Annotated in this window: 25 protein-coding genes; 18 read left to right on the forward strand and 7 right to left on the reverse strand. The window is 49.2% G+C overall.

The window, feature by feature from the left end; genetic code table 11:
* Positions 1-34: 34 nt before the first annotated feature.
* A complete protein-coding gene (locus GA520_RS15320) occupies positions 35-271 on the forward strand; it encodes a hypothetical protein (RefSeq protein ID WP_163340431.1) in 237 nt (78 codons plus the stop codon).
* On the opposite strand, the gene GA520_RS15325 is transcribed toward GA520_RS15320, so the two are convergent.
* Positions 253-813: a hypothetical protein gene (locus tag GA520_RS15325; RefSeq protein WP_163340432.1), complete on the reverse strand. Its 561-nt coding sequence runs from the start codon at positions 811-813 to the stop codon at positions 253-255. The genes GA520_RS15320 and GA520_RS15325 overlap by 19 nt on opposite strands.
* A 200-nt stretch (positions 814-1,013) precedes the next feature.
* On the opposite strand from GA520_RS15325, the gene GA520_RS15330 reads away from it, so the two are divergent.
* On the forward strand, positions 1,014-2,075 hold the full coding sequence (locus GA520_RS15330) for a hypothetical protein (protein WP_163340433.1): 1,062 nt from the start codon (positions 1,014-1,016) through the stop codon (positions 2,073-2,075).
* Positions 2,076-2,165: 90 nt separating this feature from the next.
* Here GA520_RS15330 and GA520_RS15335 read toward each other — a convergent pair whose 3' ends face one another.
* Positions 2,166-2,345: a hypothetical protein gene (locus GA520_RS15335; RefSeq protein WP_163340434.1), complete on the reverse strand. Its 180-nt coding sequence runs from the start codon at positions 2,343-2,345 to the stop codon at positions 2,166-2,168.
* A 116-nt stretch (positions 2,346-2,461) separates the two neighbouring features.
* Positions 2,462-3,271, reverse strand: coding sequence for a ZIP family metal transporter (locus GA520_RS15340; RefSeq protein ID WP_163340435.1), 810 nt, complete (start codon positions 3,269-3,271; stop codon positions 2,462-2,464).
* A gap of 191 nt (positions 3,272-3,462) precedes the next feature.
* On the opposite strand from GA520_RS15340, the gene arsB reads away from it, so the two are divergent.
* On the forward strand, positions 3,463-4,647 hold the full coding sequence (gene arsB / locus GA520_RS15345; RefSeq protein ID WP_163340436.1) for an ACR3 family arsenite efflux transporter: 1,185 nt from the start codon (positions 3,463-3,465) through the stop codon (positions 4,645-4,647).
* Positions 4,648-4,668: 21 nt separating this feature from the next.
* Positions 4,669-5,091, forward strand: coding sequence for an arsenate reductase ArsC (locus tag GA520_RS15350; RefSeq protein ID WP_304511234.1), 423 nt, complete (start codon positions 4,669-4,671; stop codon positions 5,089-5,091).
* Between the two features lie 52 nt (positions 5,092-5,143).
* Here the strand turns inward: GA520_RS15350 and GA520_RS15355 are convergent, their stop codons facing one another.
* From GA520_RS15355 to GA520_RS15365, 3 genes are read right to left on the reverse strand one after another with little or no spacing between them, the layout of a single operon-like run.
* Positions 5,144-5,383 (reverse strand): hypothetical protein, encoded by a 240-nt coding sequence (locus GA520_RS15355; protein WP_163340438.1) that lies wholly within the window; start codon positions 5,381-5,383, stop codon positions 5,144-5,146.
* Positions 5,384-5,436: 53 nt separating this feature from the next.
* The gene (locus GA520_RS15360) at positions 5,437-6,774 is read right to left on the reverse strand and encodes a sigma-54 dependent transcriptional regulator (RefSeq protein WP_163340439.1); all 1,338 of its coding nucleotides are present in this window, start codon (positions 6,772-6,774) and stop codon (positions 5,437-5,439) included.
* 14 nt (positions 6,775-6,788) lie between these two features.
* Positions 6,789-8,357: an ATP-binding protein gene (locus GA520_RS15365; RefSeq protein WP_163340440.1), complete on the reverse strand. Its 1,569-nt coding sequence runs from the start codon at positions 8,355-8,357 to the stop codon at positions 6,789-6,791.
* Positions 8,358-8,864: 507 nt separating this feature from the next.
* Between GA520_RS15365 and GA520_RS15370 the strand changes: the two genes are divergently transcribed.
* The 12 genes from GA520_RS15370 to GA520_RS15425 all read left to right on the forward strand — a co-directional run bounded on the left by GA520_RS15370 (position 8,865) and on the right by GA520_RS15425 (position 20,385).
* Entirely contained in the window at positions 8,865-9,242 is a 378-nt protein-coding gene (locus GA520_RS15370; protein ID WP_163340441.1) for a cytochrome c3 family protein, read from the forward strand.
* 35 nt (positions 9,243-9,277) lie between these two features.
* The gene (locus GA520_RS15375; RefSeq protein WP_163340442.1) at positions 9,278-11,665 is read left to right on the forward strand and encodes a molybdopterin oxidoreductase family protein; all 2,388 of its coding nucleotides are present in this window, start codon (positions 9,278-9,280) and stop codon (positions 11,663-11,665) included.
* A 91-nt stretch (positions 11,666-11,756) separates the two neighbouring features.
* Positions 11,757-12,077, forward strand: coding sequence for a chaperone NapD (locus GA520_RS15380; protein WP_163340443.1), 321 nt, complete (start codon positions 11,757-11,759; stop codon positions 12,075-12,077).
* The gene (locus GA520_RS15385) at positions 12,074-12,667 is read left to right on the forward strand and encodes a 4Fe-4S dicluster domain-containing protein (RefSeq protein WP_163340444.1); all 594 of its coding nucleotides are present in this window, start codon (positions 12,074-12,076) and stop codon (positions 12,665-12,667) included. Before GA520_RS15380 ends, GA520_RS15385 begins: the two co-directional genes overlap by 4 nt.
* A complete protein-coding gene (locus GA520_RS15390; RefSeq protein WP_163340445.1) occupies positions 12,664-13,512 on the forward strand; it encodes a 4Fe-4S binding protein in 849 nt (282 codons plus the stop codon). Before GA520_RS15385 ends, GA520_RS15390 begins: the two co-directional genes overlap by 4 nt.
* A gap of 203 nt (positions 13,513-13,715) precedes the next feature.
* Entirely contained in the window at positions 13,716-14,261 is a 546-nt protein-coding gene (locus GA520_RS15395; RefSeq protein ID WP_163340446.1) for a hypothetical protein, read from the forward strand.
* Positions 14,262-14,263: 2 nt separating this feature from the next.
* Entirely contained in the window at positions 14,264-15,064 is an 801-nt protein-coding gene (locus GA520_RS15400) for a 4Fe-4S dicluster domain-containing protein (protein WP_163340447.1), read from the forward strand.
* Complete coding sequence (nrfD, locus tag GA520_RS15405) at positions 15,064-16,260, forward strand: NrfD/PsrC family molybdoenzyme membrane anchor subunit (protein WP_163340448.1); 1,197 nt, start codon at positions 15,064-15,066, stop codon at positions 16,258-16,260. Before GA520_RS15400 ends, nrfD begins: the two co-directional genes overlap by 1 nt.
* Positions 16,261-16,403: 143 nt before the next feature.
* Positions 16,404-17,990 carry a multiheme c-type cytochrome gene (locus GA520_RS15410; RefSeq protein ID WP_163340449.1) on the forward strand — a complete coding sequence of 529 codons (1,587 nt, stop codon included), beginning with the start codon at positions 16,404-16,406 and terminating at the stop codon, positions 17,988-17,990.
* Between the two features lie 80 nt (positions 17,991-18,070).
* A complete protein-coding gene (locus tag GA520_RS15415) occupies positions 18,071-18,691 on the forward strand; it encodes a hypothetical protein (protein ID WP_163340450.1) in 621 nt (206 codons plus the stop codon).
* Positions 18,688-18,924, forward strand: a complete 237-nt coding sequence (locus tag GA520_RS15420) for a hypothetical protein (protein ID WP_163340451.1) — start codon at positions 18,688-18,690, stop codon at positions 18,922-18,924. Before GA520_RS15415 ends, GA520_RS15420 begins: the two co-directional genes overlap by 4 nt.
* A 348-nt stretch (positions 18,925-19,272) precedes the next feature.
* Entirely contained in the window at positions 19,273-20,385 is a 1,113-nt protein-coding gene (locus GA520_RS15425; RefSeq protein ID WP_163340452.1) for a Glu/Leu/Phe/Val dehydrogenase, read from the forward strand.
* 72 nt (positions 20,386-20,457) lie between these two features.
* On the opposite strand, the gene GA520_RS15430 is transcribed toward GA520_RS15425, so the two are convergent.
* A complete protein-coding gene (locus GA520_RS15430; protein WP_163340453.1) occupies positions 20,458-20,928 on the reverse strand; it encodes a PaaI family thioesterase in 471 nt (156 codons plus the stop codon).
* A gap of 171 nt (positions 20,929-21,099) precedes the next feature.
* Here GA520_RS15430 and GA520_RS15435 point away from each other — a divergent pair, with 171 nt between their 5' ends.
* On the forward strand, positions 21,100-22,437 hold the full coding sequence (locus tag GA520_RS15435; RefSeq protein WP_163340454.1) for a paraquat-inducible protein A: 1,338 nt from the start codon (positions 21,100-21,102) through the stop codon (positions 22,435-22,437).
* Complete coding sequence (locus GA520_RS15440; RefSeq protein WP_163340455.1) at positions 22,430-25,141, forward strand: PqiB family protein; 2,712 nt, start codon at positions 22,430-22,432, stop codon at positions 25,139-25,141. The genes GA520_RS15435 and GA520_RS15440 overlap by 8 nt, the downstream gene beginning before the upstream one ends.
* The last annotated feature ends 171 nt before the right edge of the window (positions 25,142-25,312 follow it).

Genomic DNA, 25,312 nt, shown 5'->3' on the forward strand with positions numbered 1-25,312 from the left:
AGACTGGTCAACACACACCAATAGGGCGTACATCATGAATCATTTTACGGACGGGTGGAATGCAATTTCGACACGCCGCAAATCTGTTCTTATCGCAGAATTCCTTAAAGTCAATGAAGAGGATCTCGGCTATGAACAATGGCTTGATTTTCTATGGCAACGCTTATGTGCTGATACCACTGTACATCCCAACGTCTGTATACGGCCGGATAATATACACTTTGGTACCTCGTCCTTGAGAAAGAGCAGCTATCACCCACTTGAAGAATGAATCTCAAATCGCATCAGTACAGGCTCATCCACAGACCGGCTTACTGTAAAATACGTTGTCTGCTGATGAGCTTTTTCTCCTTCTACAGTTTGACACTTCCCCAGCATATCCTCAGCGCCGCCCAAAGCAATTTTCCCGTTCTGGAGGCCCTGCACTGTCCCGGACAAGGTAAACACCAGATCAGTTTCCCATGCCATGACAGTTTCAAACATTTTGCGATCAATGCCTTCGATGGTTAGAGCGTACTCGTTGGAAAAAGGTAACTCCTCAATGAGTAAATGCGGTCGTTCACCTGAAAAATACTGAGAATCTTGCCAGAAACCAACTGCGGTATAGACAGCTGGACAGGTTTCACACTTGTTGACAACAGAAAGTAACGGTGCAAATCCGCCATCTATTGTGATCTTCATCTGAGTCTTTTTGCCGGATAAGTGGACTTTGGCATTGCCGGTATTTACATACTCCAGACTGTCTCCGCATAGCAGATCGCCCTCACCAGGCGGCGAGTAATACCACCAGTTGATGATTTTGTATAACAGCACCCGGCTTCCACCTAGAAAATAAAGCTCTGCACCGTCAGATGTTTTGAGAACTATACAAAATTGGAGTATGATAAAAAAAATCAGGATAGTATTCTTCATTCATTCCCGTTACCACATGGCAGGAAAATTTTCAAAGGTTCCAGATCGTACAAATACGTGAGTATCTATGCGATTACACTGAAATGAGGTTCCCCTACCTTATGCTTGACTATTTCCTTACACATCAACCACCCGGCACGCACAGCAGCCACTCATTCTTTCTCTGGAACCCTGACTTCTTCAGGGCATTTATGGTGTTAATCAGCATTGCTTTCGTTACCGCACCCGGTCTTTCAGCGTCGACTAACGATCCGAACGTAAACGATAGTATTTCAGCTGAAGAACAAACAATAATTGATGACGTCCACAAAGTAGCATCTGAAACTCTTTTTGATACAGCGGAATGGTTCGATTCCTTCTTTGACGACACCCGTTATGATGCCGAGTTGAACAAAAGCCGGGCAAAACTTAAACTCTCAACGAAGATAACTGATGATGGTGATATTGATATCAGCCCGCGTTTCCAATGGAGAATCCACCTGCCGAAGATATCGAGAAAAACCAACCTGATACTTTTCGGTTCCGAAGACGATGATGACGATTTCGGCTCGGGTACAAACGATTCTCCCTCAGATGAGGACAGGTCAAGGGATGATTTCGGGGCAGCTATCCAGCAGTTTTTCAAAATTGGAGAGAAGTATAATATCTCCGGAACTTTTGGACTTTCCAGCAGCGCAGTCTATACAGGACTCCGCTACCGCTATTATCTCGACCTGGGCCCCTGGCAGAGTCGGATAGTCGAGCGTTTGCGGTACTACACTGATGACGGTTGGGAAAATACTCTCTCATTAGATCTGGAGCGACACATCTCAAGCAACTGGCTGTTCAGGTCGACAGCATCTCTTAACTGGTACGAAAACGAAGACGGCCTGCCCTACGATCTCTCATTTAATTTTTATAGATTTATCTCAGAAAGAAGGGCTCTGGCGCTTGAATGGTATAATTCCTTTGAAACAAGACCAACCCATGAGCTGGCAGACATTCAATTGCAATTCCGTTACCGCCAGCGACTTCACCGAAAATGGTTGCTCTATGAAATTAAACCACGAGTCAATTTCCGGGAAGAAAACGACAGGGATCCTGAATTTTCACTCTATTTTATCCTGGAAGCAAAATTTGGACGTGAAGAAGGGAAAAGAATTAGAAACGTTTTCCACTTTTAAACGATACAGGCAGACCTGGATAGTTGTAACCCTGCACTCATAAAGGTTACAATAGTGCAGTAACCTTTATAAAAAAAGTGAAAAGACAGCTTACTTTTTCTTGTCTTTTTTACCTTTCTTCAGCTTTTTCTTCTTCTCTTTCTTCACGTCTTTTTTCTTCTCTTTTTTGAGGTCTTTCTTTTTTTCTTTTTTAGTGTCTTTTTTCTTACCCTTCTTTAGCTCTTTCGTTTCGCCCTTCTTCTTGTCGCCCTTCTTTTTATCTTTTGCCATGACAACCTCCGACTCCGTTGTTTTGAGTACTGCCTTGTATTTCATTTCAGTCGATTATATGGCAAATGACCATATAATATACCCGTATACCAAGAAAATGTATTCACTTGCCTGATTTACCCAAGTGCCACATCAAGGGTCATCATAATCGAAAATCCTATCATCACCCCTATAGTAGCAATATCTGAATGCTTTTCGGCCTGTGATTCAGGTATCAGCTCTTCAGCGACAACATAAATCATGGCACCAGCCGCAAACGACAGAGCATAAGGAAGGATAGGCTGCATCACAACCACAGCGAGTGCCCCGCAAACACCGGCAATCGGCTCAACCATACCTGAAAATTGTCCATACATGAAACTTTTTGTTCTGGACATACCCTCCCTGCGAAGCGGCACGGATACGGCTGCACCTTCAGGAAAGTTCTGGATGCCAATACCTATTGCCAATGCAATCGCAGCTCCCAGGGATGCGGAAGGGTGCCCTGCGGCAGCGGCACCGAAAGCGACACCAACGGCCAATCCTTCAGGAATGTTATGTAATGTAATGGCCATGACCAGAAGCACAGATCGCTGCCAGCTTGTCTTCACGCCTTCCGCCTCACTTGTCGGAAAACCCGGATGAAGATGGGGTAATACTTTATCGACCCCCCATAGAAAGGCGCCACCACTCAAAAATCCGAGCAGGGCCGGAACCCATGGTATCCCTCCCGCCTCTTCAACCATTTGTATGGCCGGTGCAAGCAAAGACCAGAAACTAGCAGCAATCATGACACCAGCAGCGCTGCCAAGCATGCCGTCCATTACTTTTCGATTAATGGACTTGAAGAAGAAAACCAGGCCCGCTCCAAGTGCCGTCATGAACCAGGTAAAGCAGGTCCCGGCCAAAGCCTGTTGGACCGGTGAGAGAGACAAAAACCATTCCACGTGTGCTTCCTCCTTTGGTTTATAGAACAAAACTATAATGGTTTGATAATATTTATCAAATAACTATAGCTTAAGGAGTTTAGAATATCAAAATTTCATGATAATATATTTTGTCTTATGTTTTTTGCATTCTTAAATTAGACACACTATCGGCCATTGGTGTGTGACAAAAACAGGAGAAAAGTACAACTATGAAAAATAAGGCAAATAATGAGAGAAAAATGACGAGTCTCTTTGAGAGATACCTGACCGTGTGGGTGGGACTCTGTATTGTCGGTGGAATCCTGCTGGGCAAAGTTGCCCCAAACCTGGCCCGGTCCCTGGACGGTATGTCGATCTATGTCAACGGGGCCCCGGTTGTCTCCATCCCCATCGCTCTATGCCTCTTTTTCATGATGTACCCGATTATGGTGAAGATCGATTTTGCCTCTGTCGTTAGGGCTGGCAAAAGTGGCAAGCCGGTTTTTTTGACTCTTTTTCTCAACTGGTGCATTAAGCCTTTTACCATGTACGCCATCTCCATATTCTTCCTTGGCTTTTTGCTCAAATCCTTTATAGGGGCAGAGGCGATTGATATCGTCAAACTGCCCTTCGGCCTGGACCTTCCGGTCGGGGCCGAACATGGCGCAGGTATCGTGGTGATGCAGGAAGGTGTGAAAATGCTGCAGATCCCTCTTTGGAGAAGTTATTTTGCCGGCTGCATCCTGCTCGGCATTGCTCCCTGCACCGCAATGGTGCTGGTCTGGGGCTATTTAGCCAAGGGCAACGACGGACTGACTCTTGTAATGGTCGCCCTCAACTCATTGACCATGTTGCTGCTGTACGGTGTACTCGGTGGTTTCCTGCTGGGAGTGGGTAAATTGCCGATCCCCTGGCAGGCCCTGCTGCTATCCGTCGCTATATATGTAGCCCTTCCCCTTGTCGCCGGTTATTTCTCTCGCAGGTGGATCATCAGCACCAAGGGGGAAAAGTGGTTCAAGGAGAAATTTCTGGGTGTTCTGACTCCTGTTACAATCTCAGCCCTGCTTCTCACACTGGTCCTCCTTTTCAGCTTCAAGGGAGACGTTATCACCTCCAACCCCTTGACTATTGTCTGGATTGCCATTCCACTGTTTATACAGACTATTTTAATATTTGCCATCGGCTACGGGGCCGCCAGGCTTTTCAAGTTCAAGTACCAGGATGCGGCACCCGCTGCCATGATAGGGGCCTCCAATCATTTTGAAGTAGCCATTGCCACTGCAGTCATGCTTTTCGGCCTTTCTTCCGGTGCAGCGCTTGCCACTGTTGTCGGAGTACTGATCGAGGTTCCCGTAATGCTGATGCTTGTTGGTTTCTGCAAACGAACCGTTACCTGGTTCGACAATGAGGTATAGTGCTTCATGGAGAGCAACAAATTGAAAAAAACAACCATACTCTTTCTCTGCACCGGTAACTCATGTCGTAGCCAGATGGCTGAAGGCTGGGCGAGACATTTGAAAAACAATGAAATTATGGCCTACTCGGCCGGTATTGAAAAACATGGTATAAATCCCTTTGCCCTCAAGGTCATGGCAGAGGCGGGGATCGATATCTCCAACCAGGAATCAACAACTATTGATGAACTGCCTGTTTCAGAATTTGACTGGGTCGTTACTCTCTGCGGACATGCCAGTGAAACCTGCCCCTATTTTCCAGGCAAAAGGGTGCATCAAGGATTTGATGATCCACCGAAGCTTGTTAAGGAAGAGTGGTCAGAAGAGGAAAAGCTCGCCCCTTACCGAAAGGTGCGGGATGAGATACAAGAGTTTATTGAGTCGCTGCCCCACTCGCTGAAATAGATCCGTGGTATAATATTGAGAGCGGGAGAGCGGGATGACTGTTTTCCCAACCTTATCGTTCGAGTTTGCTGATAATCTGCTCGGCCATCTGCTGATCGACACCGGTTTCTTCACGAAACTGTTTTATTGCCTCATTCTTTTTACCGAGGCGCACCAGCTCGACTATTTCTGCCGAACTTTCCATATCGTCGTTATATTCAAGTCCGAGATGGGCCAGCAGAAAAGAGACCTGCCGTTCAAGTCGGGCTATTCGCTTTAATAACTCAAGATTGTTGCCGTCTGTAGTAACCACTCCACTCACCTCTCTTTGTTAAAGACGCTGAAATTATAGCACCTTTCATCAAATCAGGCAATATCATGCATTTTCAGTTTTTCCCACAGGTTTTTCCTGCTTATGCCCAGCATTTTGGCCGCATTTGTTCGATTCCCCCCACATTGCAGCAGGGCGCTTTGCAGACAGCGCCTCTCAGCTTTAGCCACCGCAGTAGAGAGGTTATAATCGTCGTCTTCCTGGTCATAGAGCCGGGTAAGCTCGGCTGGCAAGTCGGAAGGAGTAATTTCAGGTGTGCGGCAGAGCACAGCCGCCCTCTCAAGAAGGTTCCGCAACTCCCTTACATTGCCTGGGAAATCATACTGGCGCAAACAGGCAACCGCCTTGGCGGTAATAGAGACATTTCTGCCATGCAAGGTGTTGAACTCGGCGATAAAGAAACGGCAGAGTTCATCGATATCCTCCCGTCTGTCCTTTAATGGTGGCATCTCAAGTGGTATGACCCGTAAGCGATAGAGCAGATCCTGCCGGAAATTACCATCTTCCACCTCCTGCTGTAAATTCTTGGAGGTGCAGGCAAGCACCCGGACATCCACCCTTACCGTCTTACTCCCCCCCACCCGCTCGAACTCACTCTCCTGAAGAACCCGGAGGAGTTTGGCCTGGAGCGGACCGGGAAGATCACCCAACTCGTCCAGCAGCAAGGTTCCGTTATCCGCCAACTCGAATTTCCCTTTCCGCTGCCTGTCGGCTCCGGTAAAGGCCCCTTTTTCATGACCGAAAAGCTCTGATTCAATCAGCCCCTCGGGTATGGCAGCACAGTTTATGGAGACAAAAGGATTGTCGCGACGTTCAGACGCCCTGTGAATGGCGCGCGCCGCCATCTCCTTACCGGTGCCGGACTCACCTGTAATCAGGATCGTGGCATTGGTCGGGGCGGCCTGCTCAATAACAGAATAGACACGCTGCATAGCTGGACCGTTCCCAATCATTTCCCTTTCATTCTGCTGCCTGCAATTTTCTTCCAGGATTTCACATTTTGCCTTCATTGCCTGGGTCTCGAGCAGACGATTCACCCTGATAATAAGATCATCCATGTCAAAGGGTTTCAGAATGTACTCAGAGGCTCCTTCACGCAGGCAATTAATAGCATCGTTCACCGAACCGTAAGCGGTCATGATAATTACATCGGTATCAGGGCTTTGCTTAAGCACGTACTGCAAGAGGCCAAGCCCATCCAGTCCTGGCATGCGGATATCGGAAATCAACAGGTTGTAAACATTCCTGCCACAGAGTTCCCTGGCTTTAAGCCCATCCGGTGCCTCATCAACCTGCCATCCGTATTTTTTCAACTTGTCGTAGACAGAGATACGCATAATCTCATCGTCTTCCGCCAAAAGGATTCTTGCCATCTTGTTCATCCTCTCTATTGTACGGGCCCGTTTATCGGAATTGTTATCGTAAAAACCGTCCCCTCACCTTCCTTGCTGTCCACTGTAATTTCCCCCATCATTCGCTGCACCAGCGAGTAGGTTACCGCCAGGCCGAGACCGGTGCCTTCACCCACATCCTTGGTCGTAAAAAAGGGATCGAAAATATGCAGCATATCCTCTTCGGATATCCCGGTTCCCGTATCCTTGAAGGTGAGAATTAATTCGTCCTCTTTCTCCCTGCAACCGATAGTGAGAATCCCCCCATCAGGCATCGCCTGGATGGCATTCAAACCAATATTGATAATGATTTGCTTCAACGCCTCGGCATCAAGCTGATGATTTTTTACAACTTCAATCTCCGTCTCTAATGCAATATTTCTAAGCCGGTAGGAGAGGAGTTCCATACATTCCCCAAACAAATTACTCACATCGATCAGGCGCGTTTGCAAGGGTTCTGTCCTGCCGAAATTCAGAAGCTGACGCATGATCCCCTCAATTTGCCGCATTCCCTTGTCCAGAAGCGGCAAATAGCGACTCACAAGTTCGTCATCGCCCGGATTTTCCCGCATTGACTTGACACAGTTGAGCATGCCCCCAAGGGGATTATTCACCTCATGGGCAATACCCGCCGTGAGAATACCCAAGGATGCCATCTTTTCACTCAAGTGAGCCTGGTTCCTTGCTTTTAATAACTCTTTCCTGGAGCGTTTCAATCGTTCACAAAACAGGATAAAATTTTCATCCACCGTATCAAGCTCATCCTTAAAGACAGATGGTAACAGGTGCTGTTCGGGCAATTCGTCCGGAAAAGCATCCATCGCCCTGGTCAACCTGCTGATGCGGTGGACAATAAGGGTTTCGAACATCAGGAACAGGGCAACAGTCACAAAAAGTATGGAGAGCACACCTATCAGAATTAGGCTGTGAATATTCCGGGAGATAAGATCATCCGCCCAACTGACCGGTATGGTAATGGAGAGCCCACCGCGGATATCCCCTTCCTGATAGCCGTGGCGGGCATGGCAACTGAGACACGAACTTGTCACCTCCAGGGGAGCCATAAACCGGACTGTCCGGCCATCGCTCCCCTCGGCTACATCCATTACCTCGAGAGCTCCTTTTTCAAAAGCATGAAGGGCATCATGTTCAAAATCATCGGGTTCATTGGCCGGATTCACGGGCTTGAGGCTGGTCACCCTGAAAAAGCCCAGCCCGTCGCGTTTCGCATATTGGGAAAGCTCGCGGGTAATCATTGCCGGGTTTCTGAGGAAGTAGATATGCCCGGCCGCATCAGTCACTGTCGGAAGATCAAGGTACGGATTGGCCTCGACTCCCTTTTGTTTTAAAACAAACAGTCCGTTATGATCAGAAGCCCATTGCCTGGTCAGTAATATCTGTTTGTGGAGCATTCTGGCCTGCTGTTCGGCCTGCCGCATAATCATCGTCTCATCAAAAACACTGGTACGATAGAGGATATACCCGTAAAAGGCCGTAATAATTGCGCCGATAAATATGATGAACTTTGTCCTAAGCAGGATGAATGATGGAAATCTCAGTTTCATATTTTTTTTCTAGAGGACACCTTGTGTTCAAGCCCTGTTTTCGATATCATTTGGGTAGGTAAATTTCTTCAGAGATCTTTATAAACCTTGCAACATTCACTCCATTTCTTTAGTGCGGAAGTCGTTCATTACATAACACGTGATCGGAGCCGGGCAACAGAAATCGTTCAACAATACGTCCAGCCCCTGTTTTTAATACATTACCTTGCAACATGCTATCCCGTTACCGCATGGTAACAACAGGTTCGTTTTTTTACCAGTCTCCAATCACCTCAAGAAGATTCCTGTGACTACTCTCAGGAATCGTTACCTATCGGTAACAAACCCATAAGAGATCTGTAACCAGAAAGTAGCAGCGAATTCCAAGAATTCCGGTAACTACTTGAAACCATAACATTGTCTGATTGGAACAGCATTTGCACTATCTGCCATATTCACGATGTATGAAACATCAATCGTAGCTTAACCATGGCAATTGGCAAAAAAATGTATCCGAAGAGGAGGAACATGGTGAAACAGGAAAATAAGATACTCTCTGCAGGATTAATCCTCACGTTACTGGCAGCACTGATTATAGCCGTACCGCCTGTAACCGGCAAATCAGAAGCAGATCCCCACCCGGAACTCACCGAGCAGGAAATGCTGATGGACTGTGCAGAATGCCATAAAGAAGCGACTCCCGAGGTGGAAAAAGAGTGGTTTGATTCCGTCCATGGCATCGCCATGGTGAAGTGCTACCAGTGTCACGGCACATTCGAAACCTTCAGGCTCACCCCAACCAAGCAGGATTGTGCAACCTGCCACACCAACATGCTGGACAAATGTCCTCAGGAAAAACCGTGCTGGGAATGTCATGTGCCCCACTCGTTTAAGAATAAAAAGTAGCCGACATCTGAACTGAACAAACGAAGGAGAACATAATGGCACAGACAAGAAGAGATTTTATTAAGAAGGCGGCAGCGCTCTCTGCCGCATCCTATGTCAGCATGAACCTGTCGATAGATGATGCCAATAATGCAAAAGCCGATGAAGGTGTGGTCTGGCATCGCGGCAGTTGCCGTCTTTGTGGTGTAGGCTGCAGGGTAGAACTCGGAACGAAAAACGGTAAACCGATGGGACTCCGTGGCGTCTCTGAATCACGAACAAACTTCGGTTATGTATGTATGAAAGGCATGCATTTCTGGAAATGTATGCGCCATCCGGAGCGTCTTGTTAAACCTCTTTACCGCAAGAAAAAAACGGACAAGTTCAAGGAGATTTCCTGGGATAAGGCGCTCGATATAGCCGCCACCGAATTCGCCAAGGCTCATAAGGGAGGTGGTGGTAAAGCAATTGCCTATTACGGCTCCGGCCAGGCGCTGACAGAGGAAACCTATTTTTTCCAAAAGGTTATGCGTGGCGGTCTGCAGTCCAATAACGTGGAGGGCAACCCGCGTCTCTGTATGGCCAGTGCGGTCGGCGGTTACCTTACCTCCTTTGGTGCCGATGAACCGATTGGCGGTTATTCAGACTTAGAGAAGGCGCACTGCTTTTTTATCATCGGCTCCAACACGGCAGAGGCTCATCCGGTGCTGTTCAGGAGAATAATGAGGCGTAAACTCGACAACCCCGATACAGTAAAGGTTATTAATGTCGACCCACGAGTCTCCCAGACCTCCAGAATTGCTGACAAACATCTGCAGTTCAAACCGGGTACGGATCTGGCACTGCTGAACGCCATGGCCAACGTTATCATCGAGGAAAAACTCTACGATGAGGACTTTCTCGCCAAATATACCACCATTAAAAATGGCAAAAAAGAAACCGTTGATTTCGAAGCGTATAAAGCGCAGCTCGCCAAATATACACCTGAAGCGGCCGCTAAAATGTGCGGTGACAGCTTTAGTGCTGATGACGTTCGTGAGGTAGCTCGCTGGTTTGCCAAATCTAAAGGAACCGTCAGTTTATGGACCATGGGTCTGAACCAGCGTAAAAGAGGTGTCTGGGCCAATAACCTGGTCCACAACCTGCACATCCTCACCGGCCAGCTGTTAAAAGATGGTGCTGACTCCCTCTCTCTCACAGGCCAACCGAATGCTTGCGGCGGTGTGCGTGAAGGTGGTGGACTCTGCCACATCCTGCCGGGTCACCGCCCAGTCGCAAATGAAAAACTGCGAAACCAGGTCGAGGCGGCATGGGGCGTCCCCGCAGGACGCATACCACCCAAACCGGGCCTGCACACCATGGCCATGTTCAGCGCTATCAACGAGGCAAAAATAAAGGCGGTCTGGATCAACTGTACCAGCCCGGTCCAGTCCCTGCCAAACTGCAACCTCTATAACAAGGGAATGGCGCGGGAAGACGTCTTCATCGTCACCACCGATATTTTTCATACCTTGACTACCCAGACCGCGAACCTGGTCCTGCCGACCGCCTTCCATTTTGAGAAGACCGGTGTCTACGGCTGTACCGAAAGACGATCTCAGATCACCAGAAAAGCGATAGATGCTCCGGGTGATGCAAAACCAGAGGTATGGATAATCAGGGAATGGGCGAAGAAACTGGCTGAAAAGATGAACGATCCGGTCATCACCCAATGTATCAAACCGTTTGAAGGGCTTGAGGAAGGGTACGAGCTGCCAAAGGCTATCTGGAACGAGTATTCCCAAAAACTCACCGCCCATCGCGACAACGACCTGCGTGGCGCTACCTACGAGGTACTTGAACAGATGGCGGATGGTGTCCAGTGGCCTGCTCCCACTGAAGAATATGCCCTCACAGGCGGTACCGTAAAAAAATTCGTCAAGGGGCGCGATCCAATGGCGGATACCGAGTCCCAAAACGACCTGCCCTACCAATTCTACGGCCCTGCCCATCCTGACCGCAAGCTGTGGATCTGGCTACGTGAGCAGGCCGATCCGGAAGAGATACCGGACAGCGAATACCCGTTCTACCTCTCAACCGGTCGGATAATCGACCACTGGCACACCATGTCCATGACCGGTCGCGTACCGGAATTGCTGCGAGCCAACCCCTACGCCTATGTGGAAATCAACCCCAAAGATGCAGAAAAACTTGGTATCAAGCCGGGTGATATGGTGGAAATAAAATCCCGCCGCGGTGTTAATTTAATGCCCGCAAAAGTATATGAAGGACCAGTCGAGGGTATGGTCTTTGCTTACTGGCACGATCAGCATAAAGACAGGATGATCAACAAAGTAACCAAGGACGCCTACGATCCAGGCTCCAAGGAGCCTGAATTCAAGATCTGTGCGGTTCAGGTCAAACGGGTTTCCGGCCCGAAACCGCTTAAGCCTTACATAGTCTAGAACTTTACCTGGCGGTCGGGTGCAGCTCTGTGCTCCGGCCGTCGCCTTTTTCACATACTATTAATTTTTACCACAGTAAGCCGGAGGCAAAATGCCTATAGGTGGAGTTGTTATAACCAGCCGTCCCGAAAAGAAGAACGAGGTGCTGGCAGATCTTGAACAATACAAGGAGTTGGAGATCCACGGTGCGGATGAAAACGGTAATATTGTGGCCGTACTGGATACCGAGTCCTCGGAGGATATGGAGGCTGTAATCGATACCATCAATAAGCACCAATATATCCTTAATGTAGGTATGACGTACCTTAACACCGAAGATGAGGCAGACCGTATGGCCACGGGCGAAAAACTCGCCAAGCCATTCGGTTTTCGTAAACCGGTCGGCCCCATCGAGATTGATACCGACGAATGAAACGTCGTTCTTTTCTGAAGGGACTGGCTGCCGCCGTAACCGGTTTGGCGTTTTCGCCGGGACACTCCAGCGCGAAGTTGCTGGCAAGTCCTGTCACAACCAACAGGTTACGGCCCCCCGGAGGTGTTCCGGAAGAGGTTTTTCCGGCCAAATGTATTCGCTGTGGGCGCTGTGTTGAAGTTTGTCCCTACCGCTCGGTTATCATGCTCGATATCCGGGCTGGAGTACATGCAGGAACCCCTGTTATAGAGGCAGAAAAAATACCATGTTATCTCTGCATGAAGTGCGTCGATGTCTGCCCCACCGGAAGCCTGGAAAGAGTGAAGCAGGAAGACACACGAATGGGGCTGGCGATAATAGATAAATTCAGTTGTGCCGCCTGGAAAGGCCTGACACTTTGCAGGACCTGTTACGACAAGTGCCCTTTTCCGGAAAGGGCTATACGGCTTGAACAACTGCGCCCTGTGGTCGAGGCTTCTCACTGTACCGGCTGCGGTTTATGTACAAACGCTTGTCCGATTACCCTGGCCGATGGTCGGAAAGCTATCAATATCGAGCCGATCTATGCCACCAGGAAGGTGACTCAATGAAACCAAACGGTCACCCGGAACGGCAGTTACCAAACGGTAACAATGTCAACAAACACAAGGGATACAGTGGATTACGATTGATTGTTTTGTTTTGTGCATTCCTTGTTGTGTTGGTTAACCCGTTTATCAATTTTTACCTGCACAACAATTTTATTCAGGGCTGGTATCAATCCATCGGCATCGGATCGCTCTGGTTTGTTTCCCCTCTTGAGGGTTTGGAGAGCCTGTTGATAACAAAGTCGATCTATATGCCGTCGATCATCGGCATGGTTATCCCGTTTACCATCGCGCTGCTGCTCGGCCGGGTCTTTTGCTCCTGGATATGTCCGGTCACATTTTTCCTGGAGCTAACCGACAGGCTGCGCAAGAAGATCTCGAAGCACGAAAAGCTCCGCAACAGGCTGGTCGTTGCGAAATGGGTGCTCTGGTTCACTCTGACTGCAGAGCTTGTAACCTCCATGGTGCTGGGTAAGCCCATTTTTGTTTTTCTCTCTCCACCGGGGCTGGTAGGCAGGGAAATCATGATGCTCGTTTTTTTCGGATCGATGGCTTTTGAAGGTGTTCTTCTCATTGCGATCCTGCTGCTGGAATTCGTTACCAGGAGGTTCTTTTGCCGCACCTTCTGTCCGCTTGGCGCATTATTGGCCTTCATCGGTAGAAAAAGAAAGCTGATTGTCGAGTTTTTGCCTGAGAACTGCACCGGCTGCAGAAAATGTGAAAGGAGCTGCCCGATGGGACTTGTTCCCCAAAAAGACGAAGGCCGCAGTGCCTTCTGCTGGAACTGCGGGGAATGCATAGACAGCTGTGGGGAAAACAGTCTGAAGCTCAGTTGGCAAAACCCCTGAGAGTGTTACCAAGTGGTATCACTCCTAACGCGGCACGTTACCAGCGGGTAGCGCAGAGACATTACACATCAGCCAACATACTGAAAGTATGGAGTTAAGCAATTGGAATTAAACTTGCAATACTCATTAAAACCGAACTTTGAAAGAGAAGGCGACCTCCAGGTTCAGCCTCTCTCCAACCTGAACTTCCAAGGAGGTCTCACGTGCATAAGGAGTCAAGATCCAAATATAACTCCCACCTGATCAGGCTGATAATAGCATTGATCATTTTCGGAGTTGCGGGCTTCTTTGCCCGGAAGGTCTTTATACCCGATTCCATGGGAGAGTACGGTCACTACCGCGGTGCCGACATTGAAGACCAGAAGAGCATACCAATACGGCTTGGTACAAATGATTCCTGCTTTCAATGCCACAAACCTGTTCGCACAATTCATAAAAGCGGAGTCCATAAGACGGTTTCCTGCGAGGTCTGCCATGGCCCTTACGGCAACCACATTGCAGACGGCAAAAAAATCGGCACTATGCCTGTCAAACGTGACCAGGAGATTAGCCAACTCTGCCTGCGCTGTCACAACAAGGTTATCCAGGCCAGGCCACGTAAGTCGATAAGGATGGTTGGTCTTCCTGAACATCTTGAGCAGAAACAGGTTCGGATGACCCATACCTGCAATCAATGCCACATGGTTCACGATCCGCTGATGTGGATTAACCAGGCACGGGAAATGATGGGCTTAACGGAGGTACAGTAGCAATGGAAGATATCAAAAAACAAATACAACAGGACCGCAGGACCTTTATCAAGAAAGTCCTCGGCGGCTCGATCGCCGGCTCCCTGCTCCTTGTCATCCCGATGCCAGCCACGACCCGGCAGTATGTCGAACAGATCCCAGGCATGCAGGATGAAAAGGGCGTCTTTACCAGTAAGCGGTTCGCCTTCGTGGTTGACATCACCGCCTGTATCGGTTGCGGCTCCTGCTGTATTGCCGACAAGGCCGAATACAATGTTCCCGACGGTAACTATCGTACCTGGGTGGAGCGCTATATCATAGATGACCACGATCAGGTCTACGTCGACTCACCAAACGGCGGCCTGGACGGCTACACCAAACCACGCGAAGGGCTGCCACACCCGACAAGAGACACCTTCTTTGTCCCCAAGCTCTGTAATATGTGTGAAAAGCCTTCCTGCACCCAGGTTTGCCCTGTCGGGGCCACCTACAAGACGGAAGACGGATTCGTGCTCGTCGACAAGACCCGCTGTGTCGCCTGTTCCTATTGTATCCAGGCCTGTCCATACTCCGTTCGATTCATCAACCCTGAAACCAGAACTGCGGAAAAATGTACCTGGTGTTATCACCGTGTCCGTAAAGGGCTGTTACCTGCATGTGTCACAGTCTGTCCGGTAGGTGCCCGTAAATTCGGTGATCTCAACGACAAGACATCCGAGGTCTGGAAGATCTTACACGAACCCCACGTTATTTCCGTCCTTAAACCCGATATGGGCAATGAGCCCGCTCTCCATTATGTGGGCTTACGAAGGGAGGTGGTCTAATGAGCGCTGTCGTGCACCACGGTGATGCCGTATCCGCTTTAACCAATTATGTCTTTCCCAACGACCTTCATATCCACTGGTCGCTGATGATTGTTCTCTATCCCTATATAACCGGTATTGTTGCCGGAGCCTTCATTGTCTCGTCTCTCTACCATGTCTTCGGGATCAAGGAGCTTAAACCAATCTCACGCTATTCGCTGGTCTTTGCCCTGGCTTTTCTCTGCTGTGCCACCTGGCCGCTATTGCTCCACCTGGGTCATCCGGAGAGGTCGTTCAACATGTTTCTGACCCCGAATCCGACATCCGCCATGGCGGGGTTCGGATATATCTATTCTGCCTACTTTATCCTGTTGCTCCATGAAATCCTGTTCATCTATCGTCCGACCATGGTCGGGTTGTGGATGCAGTCGAAGGGGATCATGAGGGCGATATACGCGTTTCTCGCCTTTTTTAATGACAACGTCTCAAAAGAGTCGCTGGCACTGGATCACAAGATCATTAATTTCCTGGCTGGTATCGGCATTCCCATGGCCTGTGTCCTGCACGGCTATGTCGGTTTTATCTTCGGTGGTATAAAGGCGAATCCCCTCTGGGCAACGCCGCTCATGCCTGTCATCTTCCTTTTGTCCGCCTGTGTCTCCGGTATCTCCGGCATTATCTTCTCGTATGTACTGATCATGAAGATGACCGGCAGGAAGGTCGATATCAAATGTGTACGCACCTCCATAAAGTTCTTATGGGGCTTTTTCATCCTCGATTTCGTCTTCGAAATGCTTGAAGTATTCAGTCATGCCTATATGTCGACCCATCATTGGCATGTACTTGAGAGCCTGTTATGGGGGCCGCTTTACACCACCTACTGGGTACTGCAGGTCAAGATTTTCTCGGTTATTCCCTTCTTTCTTCTCATGTGGCTCTGCCTCTTTAAGGTAAAAGACCGAATCGTCCTGTTCATTGCCCCTATCGTTTCCTTTATGATCCTCATACAGGTACTCCTCATGCGCTGGAATGTCGTTATCGGCGGTCAGCTCATGTCCAACTCCACCAGGGGACAGGTGTTTTTTACCCCTGAATGGATGGGTCGGGAGGGAATCCTTGCTGCCATCATCGTGATGTCGGCACCGATCATTATACTTTTTATCTTATCGAAAATATTCCCGTTATGGATGGAGGAAGAAGCGACGGATGCATCCTGATATCGGTCACTTCAAAAATGAGAAACCACTAAATGTCTCACCAACACACACTACAGGAGGAGAAAAAAGTACCGGAAAGAGCTTGCGGTTTGCCGGGTCCACCTGGCAATCAGAGACGTAACCCATTATTAGGAGGAAGTAAAATGCAACATTGGAGTAGAGTGCTTTGCATGATGATCCTCGGACTTTTCATTGCTGTTCCGGCTTTTGCTACCACAAAAGTCTCTATGGACGTCACCAACGAAAAGAACAAGGAAATCAATGTTAAATGCATTAACTGCCATCTCAAGGAGAACAATTCCATGGTTCAGCAATGGAAAAATTCTCCGCACGCAGCAGGCCGTGACGGTGCAGTTGCCTGTTACAACTGTCATGCGGCAGACGAGGGTGATATCACCGGTTACATGCATGAGGGAGCTTTTATCAAGACTGTCCAGAGCCCGAAAGACTGTGGCTACTGTCATGAGCGTGAAGTCAAGGAACAGCAGGTTTCTCACCATGCGGCAGCCGGTCGGATCATGGCGTCACTGGACAACGTGCTTGGTGAAGTCATCTGTTCTCTGGAAGACAAGGCCGATGCCGCAAATGGCTGCTGGCAATGTCACGGTTCCAACCTTACGGTCTTAAAAGACGACAAAGGTACAACGCTCAAGAACGAAGCCGGTGCGGTCATGTTCGATCCTATGACCTACCCGAACTCCGGCGTTGGTCGCCTGAACCCCGACGGATATGCCGGCACCTGCAACGCCTGTCATGGCAAGCACAGTTTCCGTGCCTCTACCGCCCGTCAACCCGAAAACTGTGGCAAATGTCACCTTGGGCCGGATCACCCACAGATGGAGATTTACAACGAGTCCAAGCATGGTATCGCGTATAACGCAGCTTCACGCGAACATGGCATGAACGGCATGAATATCATGAAGGCAGGAAAATGGGTGCTGGGCAAGGATTACTATACTGCACCGACCTGTGCGACCTGTCACCTCGGCGCTTACATGAAGTCCGACGGCTCCGTTTCCCAGAATACTCATAACGTTGGCGACAGGATCTCCTGGACCCTGCGCCCTCAGGTATCGGTTAAACTTAACAGAGCAATCTTCTCTGACGGTACCGAAAAAGATATTCCTGGTGAAATTGCTCCACAACCTGGCTCTGAAGTCAAGTACAAGGAATTCAAGATGACTGGCGGCAAATGGAAAACTGTCCCGGTCGAAAAAGAAGCTGTTGAGGTCTGGAGTTGGGAAGACCGCCGGAACAACATGAAGGGTGTCTGTAAGCAATGTCACGGTGCCCAGAAAATTGACAACCATTACAAGCAGTTCGACGCGCTTGTGGTAACGTATAATGAAAAGTTTGCCAAGCCGGCACAGAAGCTGTACGGAATGGCCATGAAAGACGGACTGATTTACGGTTCTACCTTCCATACCGAACTCGGCTGGCACTGGTGGGAACTCTGGCACCACGAGGGTCGTCGTGCACGTCACGGTGCGGCCATGAGCGGACCGGATTATACCCATTGGCACGGTATGTACGATGTCGCTCACAACTTCTACTTCAAGTTTATTCCGGAACTGATGCATCTCGCAGAAAAACACGGACAAGCAGAGAAGTATGAGAAAGTCGTCGGTGAGCTTCTTGCCAAGCCGGAGCATGCCTGGTACAAGAAGGGCTTTGATGCAGACGTAATGGAAGCAATCAAGGCGGAACAGAAGGAACGCTATAAGCAGTAACAGCGCCTCCTTTAACCGAGCTCTATCCAGCCCCGGTACCTTCAGCAGTACCGGGGCGTTCTTAAAATAAAATGAATGACATGAAAAATAAAGCTTCCCTGCTCTTCGGACTTATCATATTCGTATTATATACCACGAATCTCTCGGCAACCACTGTTGACCAGGAGCTGGACCGTATTGCCGGTGAGGTAGCCGGACTTAAACTTGGTTTTGGCACCTACATCCTCGGTTCCTCTTTAAACGACAGTCAGAAGAAGATGGCTGCCCGATCACCCGTCGATAAGGCGATGCAAGGCACCCATAAATTTCAGGACGGTGAGGTTTTTGTCGTTGTCTCGAGTGACAATGGCATTATTCTCGGTATCTATAAAGAATATCCGGAAGCAACCAGAAAACAGATGAAATCGATCATTGGAGATCTCATGTTCAGACATGGCGAACCGACGGCCATGGCCCACGATAAAATTGTCTACTGGACCTACAATAAATCAGGCAAGATCTCACAGGACGAATTCGACTTCGCCAGACAAAGCGGTGGTGCTGAAAGCCTGGTAACAGTCAAGCTCTCCAGCTCCGGCAAAATATTTACTGAAAAGGAAGAAGACAATACGATATCATCTGTTTATGTGATGATCACTTCCGATCCCTTGTCAAAATTGTTCCTGGCTAAAGGTTCGTCTAATAAAGTAACGAAGAAATGAAAATAAAAGATTGCCTCATCATCGTTGCAGCAGCCCTTCTTTTTTCTTTAGCAGGGGGCTGCAGCGTACATCAGGAAAAAACCGAAAAATACCCGCGTAAACCGGCAGACGATCCGGAAAGAAAATCAGGACCGGCCATGTTTTTTTATGAGGCGGCAGAGAAAGATGCCGACCTGAACAATATCATAGTCACTCCTCCACCCTCATCAAAAGAGGTTAAAACGACACCCTGAAGCTGCTGACGTTCTCGCGAGAATCCCCAAGACCTGTTCCGCACTGTTTGCCATTCCTGACAAAGTAAGTATACTAAATATAGAGGGTCACAATAACAAGTAGTTATGACCTTCAGCACCTCCGTGCGAATGTACACTTGGCTGTATCCGTCCAATTTGAAAGGCAACTGCAGACGGGTATGCACATGAGCCTCCTGCGCTTCCCGCCCGGTAGTTCCCTATTGAGGGGGCACGTCATGACACATGCCAGTCCAAGGATCCCAACTTCTCGCCACTTTCATATCATTTTCAGCATATACGCATACGTATTCCGGTATTGTCAAATGGTTAACTCAATGAGGTGAAATCATGGACGAACTTACACAATTTGCCGATGAATTCGGACCGACAAAGATCCTCCACGTGTACGAACCAAAAGCCAACCTGAAAGCAGTACTGGTTGTAGACAACGTTGCGGCCGGACCATCCATAGGCGGTATCCGCATGGCACCTGATGTATCCGTCGAGGAGTGTTTTCGGCTGGCTCGGGCCATGACCCTGAAAAATGTAGCTGCCGGACTTCCTCATGGCGGCGGCAAAGTAGTAGTCTATGGAAACCCCAAAATGGAGAAGGTCAAAAAGGAGGTGATTATCAGGGCTCTCGCCTGCTGCCTGAAAGACATAAAAGAATACATCCTGGCTCCGGACATGGGTACCAATGAAGAATGCATGGCCTGGATCAAGGATGAAATGGATAGAGTGGTTGGGGTACCGGCAGAACTTGGTGGCATACCGCTTGATGAGATTGGGGCCACCGGTTGGGGGCTTTTTCATGCTATTGATGTGGCCGCCCCATTCTGCGGCTTTTCTATCGAAGGTTGCAGGGTAGTGGTCCAGGGATTTGGTGCGGTAGGGGGTCACGTTGCCCGCTTCCTGCACGAAAAAGGTGCCCGGATCATCGCTGTTTCCGATTCAACAGGAGCCATTTTCCAAGGAGACGGAATCGATATCGATCAACTCCGGCGGATTAAGGAAGACGGTGAAGGGGTTAACACCTCACCTGATGGCGAGGTGATCTCAGCCGACGAATTGATTTCTCTGGAATGCGATGTCTGGATACCTGCGGCACGGCCTGATGTTCTCAACGAGGATAATGTTGAACGGCTTAGAACCAAGCTTGTCGCCCAAGGGGCGAACATTCCCTGCACAGCTGCAGCAGAGCTTTATCTCCACAGAAAGGGTGTTCCCTGCCTGCCAGACTTTATTGTCAATGCCGGTGGTGTTATCTGTGCGGCCTGTGAGTATCAGGGCACAAGCCAGCTTGGGGCCATGTCGAGAATTGAGGAGACACTCAGAAAAAATACGGCCTACATTCTTGAAAAATCAGACAAAGAGGGGCTTCCCCTCCGGGAGGCAGCTGTCGACTTTGCCGGTGATCGCTTGCTCAAGATAATGTCAACGAAACGCTGGTCTCTCTTTTAAACACCCAGGGATGACCGATATATCCGGACCGGAGAGAAAGAGACCTACCTGGATTTCTCACCGGACCGGAGCTTACGGAAGCAGGTGGTCCGGCATGCGAACAGCTATCACTCGGGCGGTAGCAGTAACGGTATCACCCGCTGATACAGATGCTGTAAGCACAGTCTTTCGTCCTTTGATCTCTTCAACTCTTGCGCGAATTACAAGTTTGGGGCCCAAAGGGGTAGGTGCTTTATAATCAACCTGAAGCGAACCTGTAACATAGCGAAACTTGGGCTCAGACCCAATTTTCCTGCCCTCTTCCCGATATGCAGCAGCAGCAGCGGTGCCAATACTGTGGCAATCAATCAGTGAGGCAATCAAACCGCCATACACATAGCCGGGAAAGGCAAGGTGGTACTCTTTGGGTGAAAACTCGGCGACACTTTCCTCACCGTCCCAGAAGCTCCTGATATGCAACCCATGCTCGTTGAGGGGCCCGCAACCATAGCAGTGCTGAAAAATCTCCGGATAATGATCCTGAAAGGACTTGTTATCTGACATTACTCCTCCTTGCTGGTGATAGGTTATCATTTCTGACACAATACCTTGAAACAGCAACGGTTTCGAGAAGAATACGCTCTCTGCTTGACTCCGGACCAACAACAGGGTAACAATTCTTTCTGACCCGGCACGACCGGATAACTTCTTTCTCCAAATTTTCTAATTCGGATAATGAGCTGTACAGACGCTCCTGATCATATAAGTAAGCAACCGACCTCTGCTATCCTCACCGCCTGTCCCGGTTGTGATCTCCTCCTCGAAGCCCGCGGTGTCAGTGAAGGACACCACCTCGTGTGCAGCAGGTGCGGAAGCACTGTGGTCAAGGCTGGTAATAACAGTGTGGACAGGGTGCTGGCATTCTCCGCTGCCGGTCTTTTCCTCTATTTTCCGGCGATGCTGCTGCCGCTCATGACCCTAACCTCTATCGGCATGTCTGTATCGGGCAATGTATTGCAGACAGCGCTTGGCTTCTTTCAGGGCGGCTATCACCTGGTTGCAGTTATGGTGACACTTACAGCGGTACTCCTGCCGCTGATCAAATTAACAATTACCTGCCTTACAGCACTGCACATAAGACTTAACAAACGCCCATCCTGGCTGAAGAACGTGTTCCGGATGCTTCTGCATCTTGACGAATGGGGAATGACTGAAGTGTACCTGCTCGGCATTCTCGTTACCTTGATAAAGGTCCACGATATGGCGTCGATCGATTACGGAATCGGTTTCTTCTGTTTCTCCGCCCTGGTCTTGTTAGGTGTCGCAGCCTCTGCCTCCATAGACAGGGAGCTCTTCTGGAAACAAATAGGCAACCACAACCTGGCATCTGTAGATCTCTCATTCCCCCCTGGAGGATTTGAGGACGAGGTTACGGCGCGGGATTATGGTCTGATGCGCTGCCACGATTGCGGATATCTGGTGGGGCATACAAAATCTACATCCAAGGAGGTACACTGTCCCCGCTGCGATGCAACTGTTCACCTGCGTAAGAAACACGGTGTTCAGAGGACCTGGGCTCTGGTCCTCACATCACTCATATTTATCGTCCCGGCCAACACGCTGCCGATCATGCAGGTGGATTTCCTCGGTATCCCGGACAGATCCACCATCCTTGATGGAATCATCTACTTTTTCAAAGAAGGATCTTACGGCATTGGCTTAATTATCTTCCTGGCGAGCGTTCTTGTACCTCTCTTTAAAATAATTGGACTTGTTATCATCCTGTTGACCATACGTTCCGGCCAGGATCGTTTCCTGAAACAAAAGGCGGGAATGTTCCGCTTTATAGAATTTATCGGTCGCTGGTCCATGCTCGATATTTTTGTTATCGCCCTACTCACCGTGCTTGTTGACTTCGGCTTTTTCACCTCTGTCCACACGGCGCCCGGTGCCTCATTCTTCTGCATGGTGGTTGTTTGCACCATGATGGCTGCGATCGTCTTCGATCCGCGGACCATGTGGGACCGATGCCGTACTGAAACCACCACCTCAGGTACATACCATAATGAGTGAACAGATTATCAATCAAAAGAACAGAGGAATCTCACCCATCTGGACCCTCCCCCTCGTGGCCATTCTTATCTGCGGCTGGCTGCTTTTTAAAAGTTACCAGGAAGCAGGTATCGAAATAGTAGTATTTTTTGAAGATGCCAGCGGCATCGTACCGGAAAAGACCCAGGTAATGCACATGGGCATACCACTTGGAATTGTGAAAAAGATCACGCCGGATCTTGACAAACACAAAGTGCAGGCGACCATCAGGATGGATCGGTTAACCGAGGAGTACCTGGTGGAAGACACTAAGTTCTGGCTGGTAAAACCAGAAATATCCGCAGACCGTATCACCGGCCTCGATACAATTCTTTCCGGCAGTTATATTGGTATCCAGCAGGGGAAGTCGGAGCAGCAAACCAGAATGTACACGGCCCTGCCCACCGCTCCTCCTGTCCCGGCAAACACCCCCGGCTTACACATTCAACTGCGCTCAACCGGTCTGCGCTCTATCCAGGAAGGCTCATCACTCTATTTCAAGAACATCAAGATAGGCTCAGTGCAGTCCTACAAACTTCAGGAAGACGAATCGATCCTGATAGATTGTTTTATTGTACCGGACTATAGCCATCTCATTCACCGGGACAGCAGGTTTTATGATGCCAGCGGCATCTCGTTTTCGGGCAAACTGACCAACCTCAAAGTCCGGATGGAATCCCTTTCCTCGCTCTTTGTAGGAGGCATTGTTGTTTCCACACCAGATACCACTATCGATTCGACGCCTGCCCAAAACGGGGATGTGTTTCCTTTGTATGAAGATTACCAGGCCTCTCAATATGGTATATCCATGACCTTGAAGCTTGCCTCAGGCACAGGCATCACCGAAGGAGTAACCAAGGTGATGTATCGAGGTCTCGAGGCTGGTTTTGTCAACCTCATTACCATCAATGATGATCCGGAACGCACGGTAACAGCTCACATACTGCTAGACCCCAGGGCCAACCTCATCCTGAAGGAAAACACCAAATTCTGGATGGTCTCTCCGGTGTTGTCATTGAGCGGTGTGAGAAACCTCTCCACGATGGTCACCGGCTCCTATATCACGTTCCAACCTGGCGAGGGTGATTTCTGCGATCATTTCGAGATCCTGCCTTCCCCTCCAATCGCCACTCCTTTAAGGCCCGGCAAGAAATTCAGGCTTACCGCCCCCGAGTTGACATCAGCCGCAACAGGTGCCCCTGTTTATTACAAGAAAATAAAGATTGGTGAAGTCATAGGTGCCGAGCTCTCTACCGACCGGTTATCGGTGGAACAAACTATTTTCATCTACGCCCCCTATACAGATATCATCAGGGAGAACACTGTATTCCTTGAAACGGGAGGCTTTTCCATGGATGCCTCCGTATCCGGTATATCCCTGTCTGTCGACCCACTCCTCAGTATCCTCAAGGGTGGGATCAGGGTTCTGACCAACATGCAGGATAACCAGGAACCTCAAGCCATGGAAAACAGCCTGTTCCCTATTTATCCGAACATTGAAAGCGCCCTGTCGAACCACCCATTCCTGGAACAGGAAGCCGGACTGATCATCCGGCTTACAGCTGAGGATCTGGATTCATACCGCATAGGGACGCCGTTGCTCTATAAAAAGATACGCGTTGGTGAAATTACGGCCTTCAAACTTGCCAAGGACGGCAAAAACGTACATCTCTCGTGTCGTATAGACGAGCAATACTCCCACCTGATTACTTCCGCCACACGCTTTTACAGCTCCAGCGGGATACGGCTTATTGCAGGTTCAAGCGGGGTATCGGTGGAAACCGAGAGTCTGGAATCAATCCTGACCGGTGGAATCAACTTTTTCACACCCAAAGGCGGAAAATCAGTAAAAAGCAACATGGTGTTCAATATTTATCCCTCGCTCGCCTCCGCCAAGGCGCAGGACGGTCATCGGGTTATCGTCACCTTCACCAGTGGTGAAACCCTTGCTGTCGGAGCACCTGTACGATATAACGGTATCGACATCGGAGAAGTTACCGACCTTGATTTTACCAAGGATATGAAAGGAGTTGAGGTGAAGCTTAATATCGAGAAAAAGTACGATACCCTGTTTATGGAAAACACCCAGATCTGGCTGGCAAAACCGAAAATAAACCTCACCGGTGTCAAGAACCTTGAGACGGTGCTGTTCGGTGCATTCATTGCTATCCAACCCGGCAAAGGCAAGCCTCTCACCACCTTTACAGGCCGTGAACAACCACCGGAAAAACTACTCCCGAACCTTCCCGGCCTCAACCTGCTACTTGAGGCAAAAGAGCTCAATTCTATTCAGGTGGGCTCTCCCATCTACTATCGGCGGGTGCAGGTTGGCGAGGTCACCGGCTATGACCTGTCCTTTGATTTCAAGGTGGTACTTATCTACATCAACATCAAGGAACGGTATGCACCGATTGTCCACCAAAATACCCGTTTCTGGAATGCCTCAGGAGTACGTGTCGAAGGTGGTTTGTTTTCTGGCCTCTCCGTTGCCACTCAATCGCTGGATTCGGTTATGGCAGGCGGTATCGCATTTGCCACACCGGAAAAAGAGGCAATGGGCTCCCCGGTAAGTTCCGGTTACCAGTTTCATCTTCACCCCAAACCGGAAAAGGAATGGCTCGACTGGAGCCCCGACATTTTCACCATTACTGAAGAAGAAGGTCGCCTTCCGAAATGGGGGCAGTAAGCAGGAGAGTTCAACTATTCCAAATCATTTCCCATATGATAACGAAAACTGACCAATCATGACAACCTGACCATATTATATGACACGGTTTTCTTTTAGGATTGACAGAGTAACAGTGATATGTAAATCTGAAATCTATCATTCCCAGATGCCAATACGGATATTGTTTTT

This window comes from Desulfopila sp. IMCC35008, from assembly GCF_010646885.2.
Lineage (GTDB): Bacteria > Desulfobacterota > Desulfobulbia > Desulfobulbales > Desulfocapsaceae > Desulfopila.